The sequence below is a fragment of the Nocardioides panzhihuensis genome (assembly GCF_013408335.1).
Taxonomy (GTDB): Bacteria; Actinomycetota; Actinomycetes; order Propionibacteriales; family Nocardioidaceae; genus Nocardioides; species Nocardioides panzhihuensis.
The window spans coordinates 3,713,995-3,738,730 of the sequence record NZ_JACBZR010000001.1 but is presented as its reverse complement, the minus strand read 5'-3'; the positions used below and the strand labels follow the sequence as shown (position 1 = coordinate 3,738,730).

17 protein-coding genes are annotated in these 24,736 nt (G+C 68.8%); 15 read left to right on the top strand and 2 right to left on the bottom strand.

What is annotated here, in order from left to right:
- The first annotated feature begins 61 nt into the window (after positions 1 to 61).
- The 3 genes from BJ988_RS31400 to BJ988_RS17675 all read left to right on the top strand — a co-directional run bounded on the left by BJ988_RS31400 (position 62) and on the right by BJ988_RS17675 (position 6,124).
- Positions 62 to 1,126: an ester cyclase gene (locus tag BJ988_RS31400; RefSeq protein ID WP_179659193.1), complete on the top strand. Its 1,065-nt coding sequence runs from the start codon at positions 62 to 64 to the stop codon at positions 1,124 to 1,126.
- Between the two features lie 377 nt (positions 1,127 to 1,503).
- A complete protein-coding gene (locus BJ988_RS17680; RefSeq protein WP_179659192.1) occupies positions 1,504 to 2,631 on the top strand; it encodes a sugar phosphate isomerase/epimerase family protein in 1,128 nt (375 codons plus the stop codon).
- A 124-nt stretch (positions 2,632 to 2,755) separates the two neighbouring features.
- Complete coding sequence (locus BJ988_RS17675) at positions 2,756 to 6,124, top strand: PQQ-dependent sugar dehydrogenase (RefSeq protein ID WP_218860945.1); 3,369 nt, start codon at positions 2,756 to 2,758, stop codon at positions 6,122 to 6,124.
- Between the two features lie 88 nt (positions 6,125 to 6,212).
- Here BJ988_RS17675 and gdhA read toward each other — a convergent pair whose 3' ends face one another.
- The gene (gene gdhA, locus BJ988_RS17670; RefSeq protein ID WP_179659191.1) at positions 6,213 to 7,562 is read right to left on the bottom strand and encodes an NADP-specific glutamate dehydrogenase; all 1,350 of its coding nucleotides are present in this window, start codon (positions 7,560 to 7,562) and stop codon (positions 6,213 to 6,215) included.
- Positions 7,563 to 7,780: 218 nt separating this feature from the next.
- On the opposite strand from gdhA, the gene purU reads away from it, so the two are divergent.
- The 11 genes from purU (at position 7,781) to BJ988_RS17615 (ending at position 22,407) form a co-directional block, all read left to right on the top strand.
- The gene (gene purU, locus BJ988_RS17665; protein WP_218860943.1) at positions 7,781 to 8,683 is read left to right on the top strand and encodes a formyltetrahydrofolate deformylase; all 903 of its coding nucleotides are present in this window, start codon (positions 7,781 to 7,783) and stop codon (positions 8,681 to 8,683) included.
- Positions 8,684 to 8,721: 38 nt separating this feature from the next.
- A complete protein-coding gene (locus tag BJ988_RS17660) occupies positions 8,722 to 11,226 on the top strand; it encodes a GcvT family protein (protein WP_179659190.1) in 2,505 nt (834 codons plus the stop codon).
- 113 nt (positions 11,227 to 11,339) lie between these two features.
- Positions 11,340 to 12,638: a serine hydroxymethyltransferase gene (gene glyA, locus BJ988_RS17655; protein ID WP_343051667.1), complete on the top strand. Its 1,299-nt coding sequence runs from the start codon at positions 11,340 to 11,342 to the stop codon at positions 12,636 to 12,638.
- On the top strand, positions 12,638 to 13,855 hold the full coding sequence (locus BJ988_RS17650) for a sarcosine oxidase subunit beta family protein (RefSeq protein ID WP_179659189.1): 1,218 nt from the start codon (positions 12,638 to 12,640) through the stop codon (positions 13,853 to 13,855). Before glyA ends, BJ988_RS17650 begins: the two co-directional genes overlap by 1 nt.
- A gap of 12 nt (positions 13,856 to 13,867) precedes the next feature.
- The gene (locus BJ988_RS17645; protein WP_179659188.1) at positions 13,868 to 14,158 is read left to right on the top strand and encodes a sarcosine oxidase subunit delta; all 291 of its coding nucleotides are present in this window, start codon (positions 13,868 to 13,870) and stop codon (positions 14,156 to 14,158) included.
- Positions 14,155 to 17,064, top strand: a complete 2,910-nt coding sequence (locus tag BJ988_RS17640) for a 2Fe-2S iron-sulfur cluster-binding protein (protein ID WP_179659187.1) — start codon at positions 14,155 to 14,157, stop codon at positions 17,062 to 17,064. Before BJ988_RS17645 ends, BJ988_RS17640 begins: the two co-directional genes overlap by 4 nt.
- Positions 17,057 to 17,737 carry a sarcosine oxidase subunit gamma gene (locus BJ988_RS17635; protein WP_179659186.1) on the top strand — a complete coding sequence of 227 codons (681 nt, stop codon included), beginning with the start codon at positions 17,057 to 17,059 and terminating at the stop codon, positions 17,735 to 17,737. Before BJ988_RS17640 ends, BJ988_RS17635 begins: the two co-directional genes overlap by 8 nt.
- Complete coding sequence (locus BJ988_RS17630) at positions 17,737 to 19,110, top strand: L-serine ammonia-lyase (protein ID WP_179659185.1); 1,374 nt, start codon at positions 17,737 to 17,739, stop codon at positions 19,108 to 19,110. Before BJ988_RS17635 ends, BJ988_RS17630 begins: the two co-directional genes overlap by 1 nt.
- Positions 19,111 to 19,292: 182 nt before the next feature.
- Positions 19,293 to 20,177, top strand: coding sequence for a bifunctional methylenetetrahydrofolate dehydrogenase/methenyltetrahydrofolate cyclohydrolase (locus BJ988_RS17625; protein WP_179659184.1), 885 nt, complete (start codon positions 19,293 to 19,295; stop codon positions 20,175 to 20,177).
- On the top strand, positions 20,174 to 21,058 hold the full coding sequence (folP, locus tag BJ988_RS17620; protein ID WP_179659183.1) for a dihydropteroate synthase: 885 nt from the start codon (positions 20,174 to 20,176) through the stop codon (positions 21,056 to 21,058). Before BJ988_RS17625 ends, folP begins: the two co-directional genes overlap by 4 nt.
- Entirely contained in the window at positions 21,055 to 22,407 is a 1,353-nt protein-coding gene (locus BJ988_RS17615; protein WP_179659182.1) for a glutamate ligase domain-containing protein, read from the top strand. Before folP ends, BJ988_RS17615 begins: the two co-directional genes overlap by 4 nt.
- A 104-nt stretch (positions 22,408 to 22,511) precedes the next feature.
- Here BJ988_RS17615 and fdhA read toward each other — a convergent pair whose 3' ends face one another.
- Positions 22,512 to 23,723: a formaldehyde dehydrogenase, glutathione-independent gene (fdhA, locus tag BJ988_RS17610; protein ID WP_179659181.1), complete on the bottom strand. Its 1,212-nt coding sequence runs from the start codon at positions 23,721 to 23,723 to the stop codon at positions 22,512 to 22,514.
- 193 nt (positions 23,724 to 23,916) lie between these two features.
- Here fdhA and BJ988_RS17605 point away from each other — a divergent pair, with 193 nt between their 5' ends.
- The gene (locus BJ988_RS17605) at positions 23,917 to 24,699 is read left to right on the top strand and encodes an IclR family transcriptional regulator (protein WP_179659180.1); all 783 of its coding nucleotides are present in this window, start codon (positions 23,917 to 23,919) and stop codon (positions 24,697 to 24,699) included.
- Positions 24,700 to 24,736 lie beyond the last annotated feature (37 nt).

The following is a 24,736-nucleotide window of genomic DNA, read 5'->3' as shown; positions in this document are numbered from 1 at the left end:
TGGGCCCCGACGTCCTCGAGGGCTTCGAGCTGCGCACCACTATCGAAAAGAGGAACTCAGCGTGAGCGACCACCAGGCCAACAAGAAACTCATGGCTCGCCTTCTGCACGACCTCGCCTGCGCTGCGCCGGGCGAGAGCCGATCGGTGCTGGCGGCCCATTGCCGTCCCGACACGATCTTCGAGGTCTTCCATCCGTTCAACACCCTCCACAGTGTCGACGAGGCCGCCGAGGTGTTCTTCGAGCCGCTCCGTGTTGCCTTCCCAGACCAGGAACACCGGATCGGCGTCGCGATCGCCGGCAGCTTCGAAGGCCGCGATGTCGTCTCGACGCTCGGGCACGTCTACGGCACGTTTGCCCTACCGTGGGTCGGGATCCCGGCCACGCACGGACTGACGTACTTGCGGTTCGGGACCCATGCCGTGGTCTCTGACGGCAAGATCTCGAAGATGTACATCATGCTCGACGTCCCTGACGTGATGCGGCAAGCGGGCTACTACCCCTTCCGGGTCATGCCTGGCAGCGCCGAGCAGTGGCCGTTGCCTCCGATCGACACCGACGCCACGGTCGGGCAGGTAGACCCGGTGGCGGGGGCGAAGACCATGCAGATCGTCACCGAGATGCAGAATGGGCTCGGGCCTGGCGCCGATTTCGCCGAGCACGTGGCGACCTCCGTCCACAGCCCGCACTGGCACGAGCACATGAACTGGTTCGGCCCGGCCGGCATCGGATCGACCCGCGGTCAGCGCGGGTTCAACGACTTTCACAAGGCCCTCTTCATCCAAGGCTTTCCCGACCGCGGCGGATACGAGCGCGTCGTGGGAGGCCCCGAGGATGCTCCGGGACACTTCATCGAGACGGGCGACGGGCGATATGCGGTCACGGGCGGATGGCCGTCCCTGCACGGAACTCACGAGGGCGGTCAGTGGCTCGGACTACCTCCGACCGGTCGTCAGGTGGAGATGCGGGTCGCAGACTGGTACCGACTCGACGACGACCACAAAATCATCGACAACTGGGTCATGATCGACATCCTGCACATCCTTCAGCAGATGGGATACGACGTGCTCGATGACCTCACTTACATCAGTGACCCGGCCAAGCCGCGATGGACCGTGCAGTCCTGATCTGCCTGCGTCGCCCCCGGTCCGTGGTTGGCCGCATCTCTCGCCGCTTCGTTAACGTGCCGCGCGTCGCCTAGATGATTGATGCACGGCGCGATCTGGAGCTTTGGTGGTCGTAGGCGGTCAGAGACCGTAGGACTGGGGCTCCAATGCGGTCGTTGTGCCAGATCGCGGTCCTCTGCGGGCTCTTCACATTTGTCGTCTGTGGTCGGCTGTTCATCGCGGAGTCGAGCACTTTCGAAAGTTGGTTTCCAACTTTCGATCCGCGAGTCGGGAACTATTGACGGGCGCCTGGCCGAAACCGTAGGTTGGCGTCGGCACGACGTGATGCACGTCACAGTCTCGGGTCATGTGTGGCTTCACTTCCCGAAGGAGCATTGATGCGCAACCGTCCCATCTCCGCCGTGAACCACGAGGTTCCGGCTATCGCACGCAAGCTCGGGCTCAACCGCCGGCAGCTGCTGGCTGCCACAACAGGCATGGCCGCGGCGGGAATCACCCTCGGAGGTCTCCCACTCGCCGGGTCCGCTGCCGCCGGCAACGCGCTGCTGATCCCGCGGCCGCGGCGCGGCATCATCCTCTACACGGTGCGCGACGCCATCAGTCGCGACCCGTCCACCAACCCCTACGCCTCGGGGTTCAAGGCGGTCTTCGAGGAGCTGTCGAAGATCGGCTACCGGCAGATCGAGTTCGCGGGCTACAACCAGAACGCCAACGCGCCCGGCGGCAACGTCAACAACATCGAGGGCGCACGCATGCTGCGGATGTGGCTCGATGACAACGGTCTCGAGGCCGAGGGGAACCACGGGTCGGTGCCCTCCACGATCACCGATGCGTCTCTGGCCGCGTTCGACGCCGCGTGCGAGATCGCGAACATCCTGGGGATGAGACACATCGGGACCGGAGGCGACCCCACCGGGTCGGCCTACCTGGCCGACTGGCAGGCCGCAGCCGATCGCTGGAACGTCCTCGGCGAGCGCGCAGCCCGACACGGGCTCAAGCTCTACACGCACAACCACGACGTCGCGTACAGCTTCCTCCTGGACAGCGGACCCAACGACGCGCTGGGCCGCCCGACCCGGTCTTCCGGCGTGCGCCGGCTGGAGTGGTTCCTGGCGAACACGGACCCCCGCCACGTGTGGCTGGAGATGGACATCTACTGGGCGCACGTCGCCCAGCACAAGCACCACACCTACACCGCCTCCGACGGCAGTCTCGTCGAGGACCGCTTCGACCCGCTCGAGGTCGTCAAGTCTGCGCCGATGCGCTTCCCGCTGTTCCACGCCAAGGACGGCAAGAAGGACGAGACGCAGGCCAACGGCTATGTGATGGCGCCGTTCGGGGAGGGCGACATCGACTACCAGGCCTTCTTCGGTGACATGCCGGCGCGTGGCTACCACAACCCGATGTGGGAGCAGGACACCGCGCCCGGCGGTGCGATGAACCCAGGCCAGTCCCTGGCTCTGGCCAAGCTGAGCTACCAGAACATGGACGAGCTCCGCGGCTGACCGGCCGCGACCTCTCCCTCCGCGAAGAGCCGGAGCGCGCCCTTGCCAGGTCGCGCTCCGGCCACCGGCGTACTCGCACGCCCTCCTCCGGCTCTCTCCCGCCCTCGCTCTTCAAGGAACCGTCATGCCCATACACAGCTCAGTCGGTGGGGTATCCCGCCGACGTGCCCGGCGATCACTCCTCGCGGTGACCTCCGGGCTCGCACTCGCTCTCACCTCCGTGCTCGCGCTCGCGACGCCCGGTGCCGCCCACGACGGCGTCGACCATGGCGCCGAGCCCGGGGCCGGTCTCGCCCTCGACTGGTCGAACTACGAGAAGGTCACGCTCACCAAGGACACCGGCGAGCCGATCGACATGGCCGTCCTGCCGGACCGGCGCGTGCTCACCACTGCGCGCAACGGCGACATCCGGCTCGTCGACCCCGACGCCGGTACGACTCGTGTGGTCAACACGATCGCGACGTACAACAACTCCGAGGACGGCCTGCAGACGGTCACCCTCGCGCCCGACTTCGACGAGTCGGGCTGGGTCTACCTCTACTACGCGCCGCGCACCATGACCGGCCCCTACCCGACGACCACGCCGTCGGGCTCGGCGCCCAACACGCTGCCCGCCGGTCAGACCGAGGCCTACTGGGACCAGTGGAAGGGCTACAACCAGCTCACCCGGGTGAAGTGGGACGAGGCCGCCGACAAGCTGGATCTCGCTACCGAGCAGGTGATCCTCAAGGTCGAGGTGCAACGCGGTCAGTGCTGCCACGTCGCCGGCGACGTCGACTTCGACGACCAGGGCAACCTCTACCTGGCCACGGGCGACAACACCCCGGCAGGGACTCCGGGCGCGAACGGGTTCGCGCCCAACAACGACGCCCCCGGGTTCAACCCCGGCTTCGACTCCCGCCGCGGCGCGGGCAACACGAACGACCTGCGTGGCAAGGTCCTGCGGGTCGCGGTCCAGGAGGACGGCTCCTACACCATCCCCGAGGGCAACCTCTTCGCCCCCGGCACGGAGGGGACGAGACCGGAGATCTTCGCGATGGGACTGCGCAACCCGTTCCGGATGGATGTCGACCCCGCCACCGGCTCGGTGAGCTGGGGCGACTACGGCCCGGACGCCGGGGCGCCGAACCCGCAGCGTGGCCCGATGGGGTACGTCGAGTGGGAGACGACCGCGATCGACGAGCCGGTCAACGGCGGCTGGCCCTACTGCACCGGCGACCACTTCAACTACAACGAGTGGGACTTCGAGACGGCGACGCCGGGGGAGTTCTTCGACTGCGCCGCTGGTGCGGAGAACAACTCGCGGTGGAACACAGGACTCTCGAAGGTTCCGCCGGCCACGGCCGCGACCCTCTACTACGGCGACAACAACACCCACCAGCCGTGGCCGGAGCTGACCGACTTCGGACCGGCCGGTGGCCAGGGACCCATGGGCGGTCCGGTGTACCACTACGACGCGGACAACCCCTCGCCGACGAAGTTCCCGGAGTACTGGGACGGCAAGGCGTTCTTCGCCGAGTTCTCCCAGGACTACCTGGCGGCGTTCACCGTCGACTGGCCCAGTGGTCCGGTCTCGCACATCGAGCACTTCCTGCCCAACACCGATCTCGAGACGAACCGACAGCCGATCACCGACAGCCCGATCGACATCGAGTTCGGGCCGGACGGGTCGCTCTACGTCCTCGACTACGGTGACGGCTTCTTCCGCGCCAACCCGGATGCCGGTCTCTATCGGATCGACTACAGCGTCGGCAACAAGGCACCGCGCGCGGACATCGTCGCCGACCCCATCTCCAGCAGCTCGGCACCGCTGACCGTCGACTTCGACGGGTCGGGCTCGGTCGACCCCGAAGGCGGTGCGCTCACCTACGAGTGGGACTTCGACGGCAACGGCACCTTCGACGCCAGCGGGGCCACCACGTCGTACACCTACGACGAGCTCGGCCGCTACACCGCCCGGCTCCGGGTCACCGACGCCGAGGGGCGTCGCGGCATCACGTCGACCTCGATCAGCGTGGGCAACGTGGCGCCGACGATCGACGTGGCCACGCCGGCCGAGGGCGGCTTCTTCGACTGGGGTCAGGCGGTGCCGTTCCAGGTGGCGACCGACGACGCCGAGGACGGGAGCGCGACGGTGTGCTCACGGGTGACCTGGACGTTCGGCCTCGGGCACGACGCCCACGCCCACCCGCTCAGCCAGGGGACCGGTTGCCGATTCGCGATCCCGACCCCCGCTGACGCGACCGAGCACGGCGAGACGGAGAACATCTACGGAGTCGTCGTCATCGGCTACACCGACAACGGCGCCAACGGAGTGCCGGCGGCCCGGTCTGAGGTCTCGATGATCCTCAACCCGAAGTCGCAGGAGGCTGAGTGGGCCGACGGCTCCGAGGGCATCGCGATCGCCCCCGACGACACGGCGAGCGGCCTGCGGAAGGTCACCTCGCTCGACGCGGGCGACTGGCTCTCCTGGAAACCGGTGAACCTCGCCGGCATCACCTCGGCGAAGCTGCGCGCCAGCGGCACCGGCAGCGTGGAGCTGCGATGGGGGTCTGCCGACGCGACGCCGTTCGCCTCGTTCGACGTCGCCAGCGAGGACTGGTCGGAGGCGACGTCCGACCTGACCGGAGCACCGTCGGGCAGCGGCGAGCTGTTCGTGACCTCCACCGGCGGCGTGACCCTGGATCGGATCAGGTTCGTCGGGGACGGGTTCGCCGACGTCACGCCTCCCACGGTCTCCGCGACGCTCAGTCCGGCGCAGCCGACCGGGCAGAACGGCTGGTGGACGGGGAACGTGTCGGTGGCGGTCGCCGCGACCGACGACGGCACCGTCGCCTCACGGCAGCGCTCGACCAACGGCGGCCAGACCTGGGAGAACGCGAACAACCCGCTCACCGTGTCCGCGGAAGGTGTCACGACCGTTCACTATCGTGCGACGGACAACGGCGGAAACGTCTCCGAGGTCGGACAGGTCGTGGTGCGGATCGACAAGACCGCGCCGCAGGTCGCGGTCGACGGTGTCGCCGACGGCGCCACGGTCGGCAACTCCGGGGATGCATCCTGGTCGGCCACCGACGCCACCTCCGGTGTCGGGTCCGTGACCGCGACCCTGGACGGTGCCGCGGTCGCCGGCGACGCGCTCGCCCTGTGGCGACTCTCGCTCGGGTCACACACCCTCGAGATCACCGCGACCGACAAGGCGGGACACGCGACGAAGAGGACGGTGACGTTCACGACCACCACCTCGTTGGCCGAGCTCACCGTCCTGACCGAGCGGCTCGCCCGCTCCGGTGAGATCACGCCGGCCGGGGAGAGCGTCCTCGAGAAGCGGCTGAGTCAGGCCGCAAAGCACGCCGAGGCCGGACGACGCACCTCTGCGCGATCGCAGCTGCAGGAGTACGTCGACCTGGCGGCCAGCTCGCTGAACGTCGCCGACTCCGACGCTCGTGCCGCGCTGCAGCGGGACGCCAAGGCGGTGATCAGCCGGCTCTGAGGGTGGCATGTCGGTGCGGGTCCGAGGGCATCCCCTCGGACCCGCACTAGCCGTTCCGGGCTCCGTCGGGAGGCGGGGTGGGTGAGTCTCAGATGACGCCGAGGGCAAGCATCGCGTCGGCGACCTGGGTGAAGCCGGCGATGTTCGCACCCGTGATGTAGTTGCCCGGGGCGCCGTACTCCTCGGCCGTGACCAGGCAGCGGTCGTGGATGTCGACCATGATGTTGCGCAGCCTCTCCTCGGTGTAGTCGAAGCTCCACGAGTCGCGAGAGGCGTTCTGCTGCATCTCCAACGCGCTCGTCGCAACCCCGCCGGCGTTCGCGGCCTTGCCGGGGGCGAAGGCGACCCCGGCGTCGGTGAAGACCTTGACAGCCTCCGGGGTGCAGGGCATGTTCGCGCCCTCGGCGACGACGGTGCAGCCGTTGCGTACCAGCGTGAGGGCGTGGGTGGCGTCGAGCTCGTTCTGGGTCGCACAGGGGAGCGCGATGTCGCACGGGACGTCCCACACGGAGCCGCCCGTGACCAGCCGTGCCGAGCCGCTTCGCTCGTCGACGTAGGCGGAGATGCGGGCGCGGCGTACCTCCTTGACGTCCTTGAGGAGATCGAGGTCGATCCCCTTCTCGTCGACGAGGTAGCCGCTCGAGTCGGAGCAGGCGACGACGGTCGCGCCGAGCGCCGTCGCCTTCTCGGCGGCGTAGATCGCGACGTTGCCGGAGCCGGACACCACGACCGTCTTGCCCTCGAACGAGCTGTTGCGTGCCTTGAGCATCTCGTTGGCGAAGTAGGCGGTGCCGTAACCGGTCGCCTCGGTGCGAGCCAGCGAGCCGCCCCAGCCGATGCCCTTGCCGGTCAGCACACCGGACTCGTAGCGGTTGGTGATCCGCTTGTACTGCCCGAACAGATAGCCGATCTCGCGGCCGCCCACTCCGATGTCGCCGGCAGGAACGTCCGTGTACTCCCCGATGTGCCGGTAGAGCTCGGTCATGAACGACTGGCAGAACCGCATGATCTCGGCATCGCTGCGGCCCTTGGGGTCGAAGTCCGAACCGCCCTTTCCGCCGCCGATCGGCATGCCGGTCAGGGCGTTCTTGAAGATCTGCTCGAAGCCGAGGAACTTCACGATGCCGAGGTATACCGACGGATGGAAGCGAAGGCCGCCCTTGTAAGGGCCGAGCGCGGAGTTGAACTCGACGCGGAAGCCGCGGTTGAGATGGACCTGACCGGCGTCGTCGACCCACGGTACGCGGAAGATGATCTGCCGCTCCGGTTCGCACACGCGGCGGATGATCGCCGCCTCGGCGTACTCCGGGTGGCGGGCAACGACCGAGTCGAGGCTGTCGAGCAGCTCCCGGGCAGCCTGATGGAACTCGGTCTCGCCGGGATTCCGGGTCAGGATCTCGTCGTAGATCGGCTGCAGGGTGCTGTTCAGGGAAGTCATGTGGCGGGCTCCTTCGTCGATTCCTGCGTACTGCCCCGACGACGTCGGCGGGCTCAGAACGCCGACGCCTACGTTCTCACGTGTGCAGGCTCCTGCCGGTCGGCGGCAAAGAAATGAGAACGGCAGGAGGTCCAGACCCTTGACGGCGATCTGAGAGCCGTTCTATGGTCGTTCTGATATATGAGTTGTGTATCATTACCGGCAACCAGGAGCCCAGCATGACCATCAGCCCGCCCAGCTCGACCGCTGTTGCGCCCGTGGCGACCGCCTCCACCGCGACGACCAACGTGCTCACGCTCTCGTGCCAGGAGCGCCCGGGGATCATGCAGGCGGTCACCAGCTTCCTGTACGAGCGTGGGTTCGACATCCTCGAGCACCAGCAGCACGACGACCGGATGGGGGAGCTGTTCTTCCTCCGGACCGAGTTCGCCGCTGTCGACGGAGCCGGCGTCGATGAGCTCACCGCCGCGTTCGGGCCGATCGCGGATCGGTTCGGCATGTCGTTCACCTTCCACGACGAGCGCAAGCCGCGGCTGCTGGTGATGGTCTCCAAGTTCGGCCACTGTCTCAACGACCTCATCTTCCGGTGGCGTGGTGGGACGCTGGGCGCCGAGATCGCGGTCGTCGCCTCCAACCACGAAGATCTCCGCCCGATGGCGGAGGCGGCCGGCCTGGAGTTCATCCACATCCCGGTCACGCCGGAGACCAAGCCGCAGGCCGAGCAGCGCATGCTCGATCTGGTCGAGGCGTACGACATCGACCTGGTGGTGCTCGCCCGCTACATGCAGATCCTCACGGACGGCCTGTGCCGCCAGCTCGAGGGGCGCGCGATCAACATCCACCACTCGTTCCTGCCCGGCTTCAAGGGGGCCAAGCCCTACCACCAGGCGCACGCGCGTGGTGTGAAGCTCGTCGGCGCCACCGCTCACTACGTCACCGCCGACCTCGATGAGGGGCCCATCATCGAGCAGGAGGTCAACCGGGTCGACCACAGCTACACCCCGCAGGCGCTGGCCAACGTCGGGCAGGACGCCGAGTGCCTCGCGCTCTCGCGTGCTGTCCGCTGGCACTGCGAGCACCGCGTCCTCATGCACGGCTCCAGCACCGTCGTGTTCCGCTGACCACCCACCCCGATCCACCCCGAACCACGGAGAAGCTCATGCCATCGTCCCGCAGCACCGTCTCGCCCCGCACAGTCATCATCGGCGCCGGCATCGTCGGCACGAACCTCGCAGACGAACTCGTGTCACGCGGGTGGTCCGACATCACGGTCATCGAGCAGGGCCCGCTCAGCCTGCCCGGCGGCTCGACCTCACATGCTCCCGGTCTCGTCTTCCAGATCAACCCGTCGAAGACGATGACCCTGTTCGCGAAGTACACGGTCGAGAAGTTCCTCTCCCTGGAGAGGGACGGGGTGAGCTGCTTCAACCAGGTCGGTGGCCTCGAGGTGGCGACCACCGAGGCCCGCGTCGCCGAGCTCTACCGCAAGCTGGGCTATGCGAAGTCCTGGGGGATCGACGCCCGGGTCATCGGCCCCGCCGAGTGCAAGCGCCTCTACCCGCACCTCGACGAGTCGCAGGTCCTCGCCGGCCTGCACATCCCGACCGACGGTCTCGCCCGGGCGGCTCAGGCCGTCGACCTGCTCATCGAGCGTACGCGGGAGGCCGGTGTCACCTACCTGGAGCACACGGCGGTGACCGGCGTCCTCCAGGAGGGCGGCCGCGTCACCGGCGTGGAGACCACCGGTGGTGTCGTCGAGGCGGACATCGTCGTCTCGTGTGCCGGGTTCTGGGGCGTCGAGGTGGGTGCGATGGCGGGCACCAAGGTGCCGCTCCTCCCGCTCGCCCACCAGTTCGTCAAGACCACGCCTGTCCCGGTGCTGAGCGGCAAGCACAAGCAGGCCGACGGTGCGACCCTGCCGATCCTGCGCCACCAGGACCAGGACCTCTACTTCCGGGAGTGGGGAGAGGCGTACGGCATCGGCTCGTACGCGCACAAGCCGATGCCGTACGTCGCCTCCGACCTCGGTCCGACCCCGGAGCACGTCGACCACGACAACATGCCGTCCCGGCTCGACTTCACGCCCGAGGACTTCGATGGCCCGTGGGACGAGTGCCGCAAGCTGCTCCCGTGCCTGCAGGAGGCGGAGATCGCGGAGTCGTCGTTCAACGGCATCTTCTCGTTCACCCCGGACGGTGGTTCGCTCGTCGGTGAGTCCCGCGACGTCGACGGCTTCTGGGTGGCCGAGGCCGTCTGGGTCACCCACTCCGCCGGCGTCGCGCGGGCGGTGGCCGAGGTGCTGACGACCGGACGCTCGCAGTACGACCTCGCCGACTGCGAGCTCAACCGCTTCGAGGAGACCCAGCTGGCCCCGGCGTACGTCAGCGAGACCTCGCAGCAGAACTTCGTCGAGATCTACGACATCCTCCACCCGCTGCAGCCCAAGGACTCGCCCCGTGACATCCGGGTCAGCCCGTTCCACGCCCGTCAGGTCGAGCTCGGCGCCTTCTTCCTCGAGGCGGGCACGTGGGAGCGGCCGCACTGGTACGAGGCCAACGCGGCCCTGCTGGACCAGCTGCCGGAGGAGTGGAAGTCGCCGACGCGCGACGACTGGTCGGCGCGCTACCACTCGCCGATCGCGGCCGTCGAGGCGTGGAAGACCCGCACCGCGGTCGCCATGTACGACATGACGCCGCTGCGCCGCCTCGAGGTCTCCGGTCCCGGCGCCGAAACGCTGCTGCAGCGGCTCACCACCGGTGACGTGAGCAAGAAGCCCGGTGCGGTGACCTACACCCTGTTCCTCGACGAGCAGGGTGGGATCAAGAGCGACATCACCGTCGCCCGTCTCGAGGACGAGCTCTACCAGGTCGGTGCCAACGGGACGGTCGACCTGGCGTACCTCCGCCGGGAGGCCCGCAAGCTGCGGGCCGAGGACCCCGCCCTCGCCGCTCATGTCCGGGACACCACCGGCGGCACGTGCTGCATCGGTCTGTGGGGGCCGCTGGCCAGGGATCTGATCGCGAAGGTCAGCGCCGACGACTTCACCAACGACGGTCTGAAGTACTTCCGCGGCAAGCGGGCCACCATCGGCGGGATCCCCGTCACGGCCCTGCGCCTGTCCTACGTCGGTGAGCTCGGCTGGGAGATCTACGCCTCCGCCGAGAACGGCCAGAAGCTGTGGGACGTCCTGTGGAACGCCGGTCAGGAGCACGGCGTCGTCGCCGCCGGCCGGGCCGCCTTCGGCGCGCTCCGGCTGGAGAAGGGCTACCGGTCCTGGGGTGCCGACATGACCACCGAGCACGACCCGTACGAGGCTGGCGTCGGGTTCGCGGTGAAGACCGCCAAGGAGGACTTCGTCGGCAAGACGGCGCTCGAGGGCCGCTCGGTGGAGACCTCGGCTCGTCGGCTCCGCTGCCTCACCGTCGACGACGGCAAGTCCATGGTGCTCGGCAAGGAGCCCGTGCTGTCGGGCGAGACCGCCGTCGGGTACGTCACGAGCGCGGCGTACGGGTTCACGATCGGCAAGCCGATCGCCTATGCCTACCTGCCGGCCGAGATCGGCGAGGGCGACCAGGTCGAGATCGAGTACTTCGGTCAGCGGATCCCGGCGACGGTCACACCCGAGCCGCTCTTCGACCCCGGGATGAGCCGTCTTCGGGGCTGACCGCCCCGGTCGGGATCGGGTGGGGAGGCCGTTGACAGGCCTCTTCACCAGCAAGCATACTGTTGATCAGCAACTGATATATCAATCGTACTTCAAGAGTTTGGGAGTTCACCGTGGTTGACGTCTTGACCGCCTCGCTCGCGACCCTCGACCCCGAGGTCAGCGAGCAGATCGACGCTGAGCTGAGCCGCCAGCAGACGACGCTGGAGATGATCGCCTCGGAGAACTTCGCTCCCGCCGCCGTCATGGAGGCTCAGGGGTCGGTCCTCACCAACAAGTACGCCGAGGGCTATCCCGGTCGGCGCTACTACGGCGGCTGCGAGCACGTCGACGTGATCGAGCAGCTCGCCATCGACCGTCTCAAGGCGCTCTTCTCCGCGGAGTACGCCAACGTGCAGCCGCACTCGGGCGCCCAGGCCAACGCCGCGGCGATGTTCGCCCTCCTCGAGCCCGGCGACACCATCCTCGGCCTCTCGCTCGCCCACGGCGGTCACCTCACCCACGGCATGAAGATCAACTTCTCCGGACGCCTCTACCAGGTCGTTCCGTACGAGGTCAGCCGCGAGGACTTCATGATCGACATGGCCGAGGTCGAGCGCCTGGCTCTCGAGCACCGGCCAAAGCTGATCGTCGCGGGCTGGTCCGCCTACCCCCGCCAGCTCGACTTCGCGGAGTTCCGCCGGATCGCGGATCTGGTCGGCGCCCGCCTCATGGTCGACATGGCTCACTTCGCCGGCCTGGTCGCGACCGGCCTGCACCCGAACCCGGTGCCCTTCGCCGACGTCGTCACCTCGACGACGCACAAGACCCTCGGCGGCCCTCGCGGTGGCGTCATCCTGACCAACGACCCCGGGATCGCGAAGAAGATCAACTCCGCGGTCTTCCCCGGCCAGCAGGGCGGGCCGCTCGAGCACGTCATCGCCGGCAAGGCGGTCGCGTTCAAGGTCGCCGCGGAGCCCGAGTTCCGCGAGCGCCAGGAGCGTACGCTGCGGGGCGCCCGCATCATCGCCGAGCGTCTGCTCGCCGACGACGTCGCGGCCGCGGGAGTCTCGGTGGTCAGCGGCGGCACGGACGTACATCTCGTGCTGGTCGACCTGCGCGACTCCGAGCTCAACGGCCAAGACGGCGAGGACCGGCTCCACCGGATCGGCATCACCGTCAACCGCAACGCGGTCCCGTTCGACCCGCGCCCGCCGATGGTCTCCTCCGGCCTGCGGATCGGCACGCCGGCCCTGGCCACGCGCGGGTTCGGCGACACCGACTTCTCCGAGGTGGCCGACATCATCGCGGCAGCGTTGAAGGAGGACGACTTCACCGAGGAGACGGCCGACGCGCTGCGCAGCCGGGTCACGAACCTCGCCGAGAAGCACCCGCTCTACCCCCACCTCATCGAGTCGAACGGAGCCGTGTGATGGCGGACCTCCTGCCCGAGCACCCCGACTTCCTCTGGCGCAACCCGGAGCCCAAGTCCTCCTACGACGTCGTCATCATCGGCGGCGGCGGACACGGTCTCGCGACGGCGTACTACCTGGCGAAGAACCACGGCATCACGAACGTCGCCGTGCTCGAGCGTGGTTGGCTCGCGGGCGGCAACATGGCCCGGAACACGACGATCATCCGGTCCAACTACCTGTGGGACGAGTCCGCGGCGATCTACGAGCACTCCCTCAAGCAGTGGGAGGTGCTCCCCGACGAGCTCGACTACGACTTCCTCTTCAGCCAGCGCGGCGTGCTCAACCTCGCCCACACGCTGCAGGACGTCCGCGACTCGGTGCGTCGCTGCGAGGCCAACCGCCTCAACGGGGTCGACGCCGAGTGGCTCGACCCCGACCAGGTGAAGGAGGTCTGCCCGATCATCAACACCAGCGACAACATCCGCTACCCGGTCATGGGCGCGACCTACCAGCCGCGCGCGGGCATCGCCAAGCACGACCACGTCGCGTGGGCGTTCGCCCGGAAGGCCGACGAGCTCGGCGTCGACCTGATCCAGGACTGCGAGGTCACCGGCATCGTCAAGGACGGCAACCGGGTGACCGGGGTCCGGACGAGCCGCGGCACGATCGCGGCCGGCAAGGTCGCGCTGTGCGCCGCCGGACACTCCAGCGTGCTCGCCGAGATGGCCGGCTTCGACCTGCCGATCCAGTCGCACCCGCTCCAGGCGCTCGTCTCCGAGCTCCACCAGCCCGTCCACCCCACGGTGGTCATGTCGAACCACGTCCATGTCTACGTCTCCCAGGCCCACAAGGGCGAGCTGGTCATGGGCGCCGGCGTCGACTCCTACAACGGCTACGGCCAGCGTGGCGGGTTCCACGTGATCGAGGAACAGATGGCAGCGGCCGTCGAGCTGTTCCCGATCTTCGCCCGAGCCCACCTGCTGCGCACCTGGGGCGGCATCGTCGATGTCACCCCGGACGCCTCCCCAGTCGTGAGCAAGACGCCGATCGACCAGCTCTACGTGAACTGCGGCTGGGGGACCGGAGGCTTCAAGGGCACCCCAGGCGCCGGTTGGACGATGGCGCACACGATCGCCCACGACGAGCCGCACGAGTACAACGCACCGTTCGCGCTGGAGCGGTTCAGCACCGGTGCCCTCATCGACGAGCACGGCGCAGCCGCCGTGGCCCACTGAAAGGAGCTGACGATGATCCTCATCAGCTGCCCCAACTGCGGGTCCCGTGACGAGACCGAGTTCCACTACGGCGGACAGGCCCACGTCGCGTACCCGGAGGACCCGAACACGCTCAGCGACGAGGAGTGGGGTCGCTACCTGTTCTACCGCGAGAACACCAAGGGCATCTTCGCCGAGCGCTGGGTCCACAGCTCCGGATGCCGCAAGTGGTTCAACGTCCTTCGCGACACCGTCACCTACCGCATCGCCGCCGTCTACCGCACCGGCGAACCGCGCCCCACCCTGGATGGAGACCCGCAGTGAGCACGACGTCGCACCGCCTCCCAGATGGCGGCCGGATCGACCGATCCACCCGCCTCACCTTCAGCCTCGACGGCCAGGAGTACGCCGGCCACGCCGGTGACACCCTCGCCTCGGCGTTGATCGCCAACGGCGTGCTCGAGTGCGGGCCGTCGCTGTATCGGCAGCGCCCCCGCGGCGTCATCGCCGCCGGGGTCGAGGAGCCCAACGCGCTGGTCAAGCTGAGGCGTCCCGGTGACTCGGTCACCGAGTCGATGCTCCCCGCCACGACCGTCGAGCTCGTCGACGGGCTCGAGGCCCACTACCTCAGCGGCCTCGGCGAGCTCGACCCCGCCGACGACACCGCGATCTATGACAAGAAGTACGTCCACACCGATGTGCTCGTCATCGGTGCCGGCCTCACCGGGCTCGCCGCCGCGAGCACCGCCGCCGCCTCCGGTGCCCGCGTCATCCTCATCGACGACCAGCCCGAGCTCGGCGGCTCCCTGCTCTCCACCCGCGCCCTCAGCGTCGACGGCGTCGACAGCGACACCTGGCTGCGTGGCGTCACCGAGGAGCTCGCGGCCGCGCCCGAGGTCACGGTCCTCACCCGGACCAACGCCTTCGGCAGCTACGACTCCAACTACGTGATCGCGCTCGAGAGCCGGCTCGACCATCTCGAGGCCCCCGCCAAGGAGGAGCTCGCGGGTCTGTCGCGACAGCGCCTCTGGCACATCCGTGCCCAGCAGGTCATCGTCGCGACCGGCGCTCACGAGCGTCCCCTCGTCTTCGCCAACAACGACCGCCCCGGGGTCATGCTCGCCTCCGCCGTCCGCACCTACCTCAACAGGTACGGCGTCGCCGCAGGGGACAGGATCCTGCTCGCGACCACGAACGACAGCGCCTACGACGTCGCCGCAGACCTGACGGCCGCCGGAGTCTCCGTGGCGGCCGTCGTCGACTCCCGCGCCGAGCAGTCCGAAGCCGCCCAACGAGCCGGGGCCGCCGGTATCGAGGTCCTCCTCGGCTCCGCCGTCCTCGACACCGACGGCGACCCCCAGGTCACCACCGCGACGGTGTCGGCCATCGACGACAACGGCCTCGCGGTCGGCGAGCGGCGAGACATCGCCTGCGACGTGGTCGCAGTCGCCGGAGGCTGGAGCCCAGTGGTGCACCTGCACAGCCAGCGGCAGGGAAAGGTCCGCTGGGACGAGGACCTGGCTGGGTTCGTCCCCACAGGGGAGGTCGCCGGCCAGCAGATCGTGGGCTCGGCCCGCGGCAGCTACACCCTCGAGGCGTGCCTCGCCGAGGGCCGGCATTCGGCCTCGACGGCTCTGCTCGCCGCCGGATTCGTCGGTGAGCTCGAGGCTCCGATCGAGCCCCTTCCCGCAGCGACGGGCAGCGGTACGACCCGCAGCCTGTGGCTCGCGGCCGAGGACGGCGTCCCGCTCGATGACCTGGTCGACCACTTCGTCGACCTCCAGCGCGACCAGACGGTGCACGACGTGCTGCGTGCGACCGGCGCCGGCATGCGCAGCGTCGAGCACATCAAGCGCTACACCTCCATCAGCACCGCCAACGACCAGGGCAAGACCTCCGGCGTCAACGCGATCGGGGTCATCGCGGCCGCGCTCAACGACGGCCGCAGCCCAGGCGAGATCGGTACGACCACGTACCGGGCCCCGTACGCTCCGGTCCCGTTCGTCGCGCTCGCCGGCCGCGAGCGCGGAGATCTCTTCGACCCCGCCCGGCTGACGTCGATCCACCCCTGGCACGTGGTGCAGGGGGCGGAGATGGAGATCGTGGGGCAGTGGCTTCGGCCGTGGTACTACCCGCGGAACGGCGAGTCGCTGGACGAGGCCGTGCTCCGTGAGTGCGCCGCGGTCCGTGAGTCCGTCGGCATGATGGACGCGACCACCCTGGGCAAGATCGAGGTGTGGGGGAGCGACGCCGGTGAGTTCCTCAACCGGATCTACACCAACGGCTTCAAGAAGCTCGCCCCCGGCTCCGCGCGCTACGGCGTCATGTGCACGCCCGACGGGATGATCTTCGACGACGGCGTCACGCTCCGCCTCGACGAGGGCCGCTACTTCATGACCACGACCACCGGAGGTGCCGCCAAGGTCCTCGACTGGCTCGAGGAATGGCATCAGACCGAGTGGCCGGCCCTGGACGTCAGCTTCACCTCGGTGACCGAGCAGTGGGCCACCGTCGCCGTCGTCGGTCCGAAGTCGCGCGAGGTGATCGCCAAGATCGCGCCGGAGCTCGATGTCAGCAACGAGGCGTTCCCGTTCATGAGCTTCCGGGAGACGACGCTCGCCTCGGGCGTCCCGGCGCGGGTGTGCCGGATCTCGTTCTCCGGAGAGCTCGCCTTCGAGGTCAACGTCGAGACCTGGTTCGGTCAGCGGGTGTGGGAGGAGATCCACGCCGCCGGCCAGGAGTGGGCGATCACCCCGTACGGCACCGAGACCATGCACGTTCTCCGCGCGGAGAAGGGCTACCCGATCGTCGGCCAGGACACCGACGGCACGGTCACTCCGCAGGACGCAGGCATGGAGTGGATCGTCTCCAAGGTGAAGGACTTCGTCGGAAAGCGGTCCTACAGCCGCGACGACACCGCCCGCACCGACCGAAAACACCTCGTCTCGGTGCTGCCTGTCGACAAGACCTTCCGGCTGCCCGAGGGCACCCAGCTGGTCGCGGCCGGTACGCCGATCACTCCTGCCGACGGCCCGGTGCCGATGCTCGGGCACGTGACCTCGAGCTACCACAGCGCCGCGCTCGGGCGCTCGTTCGCCCTGGCGCTCATCAAGGATGGCCGCAACCGCATCGGCCAGACCCTCGTCGCGCCGGTCGGAGACCGAATGGTCGACGTCGTCGTCGCTGAAACCGTCCTCTACGACCCGGAAGGAAGCCGCCGCGATGGTTGAGACCACGATCGAGCCGCTCGACAAGACGATCAATGATCTACGTGTCAGCCCCGCCCAACACCTGCACGGCGACTTCATCGACGCCGGCGTCGCGGGAGCCCGGGGGGTGCGGGTGCGCGAGGAGCAGTTCCTCACCATGGTGGGTCTGCGCGTGCCGATCGGCTCGCCGGACCGGGATCGCCTGGCCCCGGTCCTCGGCACCGAGCTTCCAGCCCGTTGCGGGGAGGTCGCCATCGGCCACGACGTGGCCGTCCTGTGGCTCTCGCCCGACGAGTATCTGGTCATCTCCCAGAGCGTGGGCGGCTCCACCCTGGTGTCCTACCTGCGCGCGGGGGCAGCAGCCGGTGATTCCGCGGTCCTCGACCTCTCGGCCAACCGCACCACGATCCGGCTCGAGGGCCCGTCGGCTCGGGCGGTGCTCGAGAAGGGCTGCCCGCTCGACCTCCATCCTCGGGCCTTCTCGCCCGGAACCGCCGTCGCCACCAGCATCGGACGTGTCCCGGTGCTGCTCTGGAAGGTCGAGAACGAGTCCTATCGGATCCTTCCGCGCGCCTCGTACGCCGACTTCCTGGGCCGCTGGCTGATCGACGCCATGGCCGAGTTCAAGGTCATCTCGACAGGCTCGATACATCGCGTCTCGACAAGCTCGATGCATCGCTTGGGATCCGGCTGATGGCGCTGAGCGTGTTCGACATGTTCTCCGTCGGCATCGGGCCGTCGTCGTCCCATACGGTCGGCCCGATGCGTGCGGCGGTGCAGTTCACCGACGCCCTGAAGGAAGGCTCGCTGCTCGACGGCGTCGCCCGGGTCCAGGTGGAGCTGTTCGGGTCGCTCGGCGCCACCGGCCACGGCCACGGCTCCGACAAGGCCGTCGTCCTCGGTCTCGAGGGCAACCGCCCCGAGACCGTCGACACCGACAACGCCGACGCCCGCGTGGCCGAGGTGCGTGCCGCTCGTCACCTGCGGCTCGGGGGTGGGCGGGACATCGAGTTCGATGCCGACGATGTCGTCATGCATCGCACCAAGACCCTTCCCGCGCACCCGAACGGCATGATCTTCCGCGCGTTCGACGCCACCGGGGCGACGCTCCTGGAGCGCACCTACTACTCGGTCGGCGGCGGCTTCGTCGTGGACGAGGCCGCGGCCGGCGCCGATCGGATCGTCGCGGACGCGACCCCGATCCCGTACCCCTTCACCACCGGAGCGGAGCTGCTCGCGACCTGCGCCAGGTCAGGCAAGCGGATCAGCGACGTGATGATGGCCAACGAGATGGCGTGGCGCACCGAGGGCGAGGTGCGCGCCGAGCTGCTGCACATCTGGTCGGTGATGCAGGAGTGCGTGCACAACGGCTGCACCCGCACCGAGCCCACGCTGCCCGGCGGGCTGAAGGTCCCCCGACGCGCCCCGGGTCTCTACACCCACCTCCACGCCGTCACCGACGACACCGACCCGCTCAGGGCGATGGACTGGGTCAACCTCTTCGCCCTCGCCGTCAACGAGGAGAACGCGTCCGGCGGGCGGATCGTGACCGCGCCGACCAACGGCGCGGCGGGCATCGTCCCGGCGGTCCTTCACTACTACGAGAAGTTCGTGCCCAGCGCGGACGAGGACGGGATCGTGAGGTTCCTCCTCGCCGCCGCCGCGGTCGGGATCCTGTTCAAGATCAACGCATCCATCTCCGGTGCCGAGGTCGGCTGTCAGGGCGAGGTCGGCTCGGCTTGCGCGATGGCGGCCGGCGCTCTGTGCGAGGTGCTCGGCGGTACGCCGGAGCAGGTGGAGAACGCCGCCGAGATCGGGATCGAGCACAACCTCGGCCTCACCTGCGATCCCGTCGGCGGGCTGGTGCAGATCCCGTGCATCGAGCGCAACGCCATCGCCAGCAACAAAGCCATCAACGCCGCCCGCATCGCCGCCCGCGGCGACGGCAGCCACCGTGTCTCTCTCGACGCCGCGATCAAGACCATGCGCGAGACCGGGGCCGACATGAAGATCAAGTACAAGGAGACCTCCCGCGGAGGCCTCGCTGTCAACGTCATCGAATGCTGACGTCGGGCTCCGTGGTCATCGCCTCAATTTCGTCCCCGGTCCGCCGCCATGGCACGCACTGGGCGGCGTTGCCCCCGCTCGAAAGACCCCGGTATGCCTTCGCGGGGGCGCCTTGCCCAGCACGCACCCTGACGACGGACCAGGGACGAACTATCGGCTCAGACCACGATAAGGAGAAGCGCATGAGCATCGCAGCAAAGATCGACGGCAAGCGCGTCGCCGCTGATCTGAAGGCCGGCCTCGCCGAGCGGGTGAAGGCGCTGCACGAGGCCGGTATCGACCCCGGCCTCGGCACCATCCTCGTCGGGGACGACCCGGGCTCCCGGTCGTACGTCGCCGGCAAGCACCGCGACTGCGCCGAGGTGGGGATCGCCTCGATCCGGATCGAGCTTCCCGCCTCCGCATCGCAGGCGGAGATCGAGGCCGCGGTGCAACAGCTCAACGATGACCCGACCTGCACCGGCTTCATCGTCCAGCTGCCGCTGCCTCCGCACGTCGACACCTACCGGGTCCTGGAGCTCATCGACCCGGCCAAGGACGCCGACGGGCTCCACCCGACGAACCTCGGCAAGCTGGTGCTCGGGACCCCGGCGCCGCTGCCGTGCACGCCGCGCGGGATCATCGAGCTCCTGCGGCAGCACGACGTGCCGATCACCGGACAGCGGTTCTGCGTCATCGGCTGCGGCCTGACCGTCGGCAGGCCTCTCGGGCTCATGCTCACCCGCCCTACGGAGCACGCCACCGTGACCCTGTGCAACATCGAGACCCGCGACGTCGCCGCTCACGCCCGGGCCTCGGACGTCATCGTCGCCGCCGCGGGCGTCGCTCACCTGGTCAAGCCCGACTGGGTCAGCCCCGGCGCCACCGTCCTGTCTGTCGGCATCACCCGCACCATCGAGGGCATCCTGGGCGACGTCGACCCGAACGTGGACGTCGTCGCCGGCAAGATGACCGGTGCCACCGGCGGCGTCGGACCCATGACCCGCGCCATGCTGCTGACCAACATCGTCGAGATCGCCGAACAGCATCAGGCTGCCCGGGAGGCGATCGCCGGGGCATTGGCATGAGTGTCACACAGCTGGCGAGCGCGGCAGCCCAGCGCTGTCAGGTGATGGGCATCATCAACGTCACGCCCGACTCGTTCTCCGACGGCGGCAGGTTCCTCGACGTCGAGGCCGCCGTCAGCCGAGGCGCCGAGCTGATGCGAGACGGCGCCGACATCCTCGACGTCGGCGGCGAGTCCACCAGGCCCGGTGCCCGCCGCGTCAGCGAGAGCGAAGAGCTCGCCCGCGTGGTCCCGGTGGTCGAGGCCCTGGCCGGGGGCGGGTTCCCGGTCTCGGTCGACACCATGCGGGCATCGGTCGCCCGGCAGGCGGTCCGAGCCGGTGCCGTCATCGTGAACGACGTCTCCGGTGGCCTCGCCGACCCCGAGATGCTGCCGTTCCTCGCCGAGGCCGACGTCACCTGCGTACTCATGCACTGGCGGGCCCACTCCGTGCGGATGGACGACTTCTCCTACTACGACTCGGTCGTCGACGACGTGTGCGCCGAGCTTCGTGGCCGCCTCGACTCGGCTCTCTCCGCAGGCGTACGCGCCGAGCGCATCATCCTCGACCCCGGCCTCGGGTTCGCAAAGAACGCCGCCCAGTCCTGGGAGCTGCTCTCGGCCCTGCCTGTGCTGAGAGAGCTCGGCTGCCCCGTCCTCGTCGGAGCCTCCCGCAAACGGTTCCTCGCCGAGGTGGCGACGTACGGACGACGTGAATCCGACGTTCCTGCCGACCGTGACGAGGCCTCAGACGCCGTGGCTGCCATCGCCGCGTACGGAGGCGCCTGGGGAGTGCGCGTGCACTCGGTCTCGGGTGCCGCTGCCGCCTCCAGGGTCGCCGCGCGCCTGCATGGCCGCACCGTCGGAGCCGAGCTGGTCGGCGCCCGGGCAGGGGAGCGGTGAGTCGGCGGCCGGGCGCCGCGGCGGTTCCGGCCGCCGACCTCGACGTCACCGAGGTGGAACGCCAGCTCCTCGCCCGCTGGCCCGAGACCAGGATCGCGCCGTCCCTGGAGCGCATCCGGGCGGTGATGGACACGCTCGACCAGCCGCAACACAGCTTCCGGTCGATCCACATCACCGGTACGAACGGCAAGACGAGCACCGCGCGGATGGTCGAGGCGATCCTGCTCGAGCTGGGCACTACGGTCGGCAGGTTCACCAGTCCCCATCTCACCGACATCCGGGAACGGATCAGCCTCGGCGGCCGGCCGATCTCGCACGACGGGTTCGTCCAGGCCTATCGGAACGTCCTGCCCGCGGCCGAGGCACTCGACGGCGAGAGTCGCACTCCGCTGTCGTTCTTCGAGATGACGGTCGCCATGGCGTACCAGGCGTTCGCCAGCGCCGACATCGACGTCGCGGCGGTCGAGGTCGGCATGGGTGGCAGATGGGATGCGACCAACGTCATTGACGCCCCGGTCGCGGCGATCCTCCCCATCGGCCTCGACCATGTCGACTATCTGGGCCCGACCGTGCTCGACATCGCGGCGGAGAAGGCCGGGATCATCAAGCCTGGTGCGCTGGCTGTCTCAGCTCGGCAGACACCCGAGGTCGAGCAGCTCCTCCGGGCTCACGCCTACACGTCTCTCGCGAGACTCATGGTCGAGGGCCTCGACTTCCGTCTGAGCGGCCGACGAGCGCTCGGCGACGGCCAGATCATCTCGGTCGATGGCCTCGCGGGACACTATCCCGAGCTCCCGCTGTCGCTTCACGGGCGTCATCAGGCGCACAACGCCGTGCTCGCCATCGCGAGCGTCGAAGCTCTCCTCGGCGAGGTGATCCCCGTGGAGCCGCTGCGTCGGGCACTGGGCTCGGCCAGGTCGCCCGGACGGCTGGAGGTGCTGCCCGGAACCCCTGAGGTGATCCTCGACGCCGCCCACAATCCCGGCGGCGCCAGAGCCCTGGCAGCCGGCCTCTCCGACCTGGGCGGGCAGCCGACCGTCGCCGTGGTCGCCGCGATGGGCGACAAGGACCTCGCGGGCATGCTCGCCGAGCTCGAGCCCGTCGTGACGACGATGATCTGCACCCGGAACGGCAGTCCGAGGTCGCTGTCCGCTCGCGTCACCGCTGCCGCGGCTCGACGTCTCCTCGGCGCGGACCGGGTCGTGGAGATCGATGACCTCGGCGACGCGCTCCTCGAGGCGACCAGCGTCGCCTCGACTCTCTCCGCGGGCGACGGAGGTCCGGCTCGGGTTCTGGTCACGGGCTCTGTCGTCACCGTGGGAGAGGCGCGCCTCCTGTTGGGTCTGTGAAACCGTTGGGGCTGTGAAGTTGGAGCGGTGAGGTTGGGGCGGTGAAACGGTCCTGCCCCTGGCCGACGTGGCCAGGGGCAGGACCGTTGCGCTGTCCGCTGGGGTCAGCTCACCATGCCGTGCGGGTCGATCACGTACTTGGTGGCCGCGCCCTGGTCGAACGCGGCGTAGCTCTCCGGAGCCTCGTCGAGACTGATGGCCTTCGCGTTGACGGCGTCGGCGATGTGGGCCTTGTCGGCGAGGATCAGGTTCATCAGCTGGCGGTTGTACTGCTTGACCGGGCACTGACCCGTCACGAAGGTGTGGGACTTGGCCCAGCCCAGGCCGAGCCTGACGCCGATCTGCCCCTGCTTGGCGGCATCGTCGACGGCACCCGGGTCGCCGGTCACGTACAGGCCGGGGATGCCGAGCGAGGCGCCCGCGCGGGACACCTCCATGATGTCGTTGAGGACGGTGGCAGGCTGCTCGGCGGCGTCGCGGCCGTGACCGCGGGCCTCGAAGCCGACCGCGTCGACGGCCGCATCGACCACCGGCTCGCCGAGGATGTCCGCGATGATGTCCGCCAGGGCGTCACCGGAGGACAGGTCCGCGGTCGCGCAGCCGAAGCTGGCGGCCTGCTCGAGCCGGGCCGCGTTCATGTCGCCGACGATGACGGTCGCGGCCCCGAGCAGCTGCGCCGAGTACGCCGCGGCGAGCCCGACCGGGCCGGCGCCCGCCACGTACACGGTCGAACCGGTGGTGACACCGGCGGTATAGGCGCCGTGGTAGCCGGTCGGGAAGATGTCGGAGAGCATCGTCAGGTCGAGGATCTTCTCCAGGGCCTGGTCTCGGTCGGGGAACTTCAGCAGGTTGAAGTCGGCGAACGGGACCATGACGTACTCCGCCTGACCGCCGATCCAGCCGCCCATGTCCACGTAGCCGTACGCCGCGCCGGCCCGCGCCGGGTTGACGTTGAGGCAGATGCCGGTCTTGCCCTCGTTGCACATCCGACAGCGACCGCACGCGATGTTGAACGGGACCGAGCAGATGTCGCCCACCTCGTGGAAGAGGACGTCGTCCCCGATCTCGACGATCTCGCCGGTGATCTCGTGGCCGAGGGTCTGGCCCACAGGCGCCGTCGTCCGGCCACGCACCATGTGCTGGTCGCTGCCGCAGATGTTGCTGGTCACGAGCTTGAGGATCACTGCATGCGGCGCGGCGCGCTTGATGCCCAGGCCGCTGACGACGTCCTCGGGGAGCTCCAGCTTCGGGTACTCGATGGTCTCGACGGCCACCTCGCCCGGCCCCTTGTAGACGACGACTCTGTTGTCTGCCATGGCGTCTCTTCTTCCTGCCCCGGGATGGGGCGTCTGGCGTACTCAGGTTTCACGGTTGTTTCTTTCTGCGAAACAAGAGCGCTATGTGAAACAACCGTTGACCCAAACTAGACCGTTCGTCACGTGCACATCAAGACCCATCTCGTACGGGGGCCCCTGGGGTGGATCTGTCCAGAGTGCATACTGTTTCGCCATGAGCAACACGAGCGAAACGCGGAGTACGACCGTTCACTCAGTCGACCGAGCAATCTCGATCCTCCAGGTGCTCGCCAGGCGGGGGGCGGTCGGCGTCACGCCGATCTCGGAGGAGCTGGGGGTGCACAAGTCGACGATCTTCCGGTTGTTGGCGACGCTCGAGGCGAGGGGGCTGGTGGAACAGAACTCCAGCCGTGGGCAGTACCAGCTCGGTTACGGCGTCATCCAGCTGGCTGCCGGCGCGACCCGTAAGCACGACATCTCGGTCACCAGCCGACCGATCTCCATGGCGCTGGCCGACGAGGTCGGGGAGACCGTCAACATCGTCATCAACGACGGCGCGGAGACCATCACGATCGACCAGGTGATCGGGAGTGCCGAGGTCACCTCGGTGAACTGGGTCGGGCAGCGGAGCCCCTTGCACACCACCGCTTCCGGGAAGGTCTTCCTGGCGACCATGAGGCCGGAGGAGCGTCGGCACATCTTGGATCGTGGGCTCGAGCGCTACACCGAGGAGACCGTCGTCGACCCGGAGCAGCTCGAGGAGCAGCTCGCCGAGATCCGGGAGCTGGGATATGCCTACTCGGTCGATGAGCACGAGATCGGGCTCGCCGGAGTGGCGGCGCCGATCCGCTCCATCGGTGGCGGGGTGATCGCTGCCGTGGTGGTCTCCGGGCCGTCGTTCCGCATCACCGCCGAGAATGCGGCCGAGCTGGCCGAGCACGTTCTCGCGGCCGCTGCGTCCATCTCCGAGCGAAACGGCTTCCCCAAGGCCGAGTGATTGGCAGAGTGATCTGTGCCCTGCCGGGGGCGCTGAA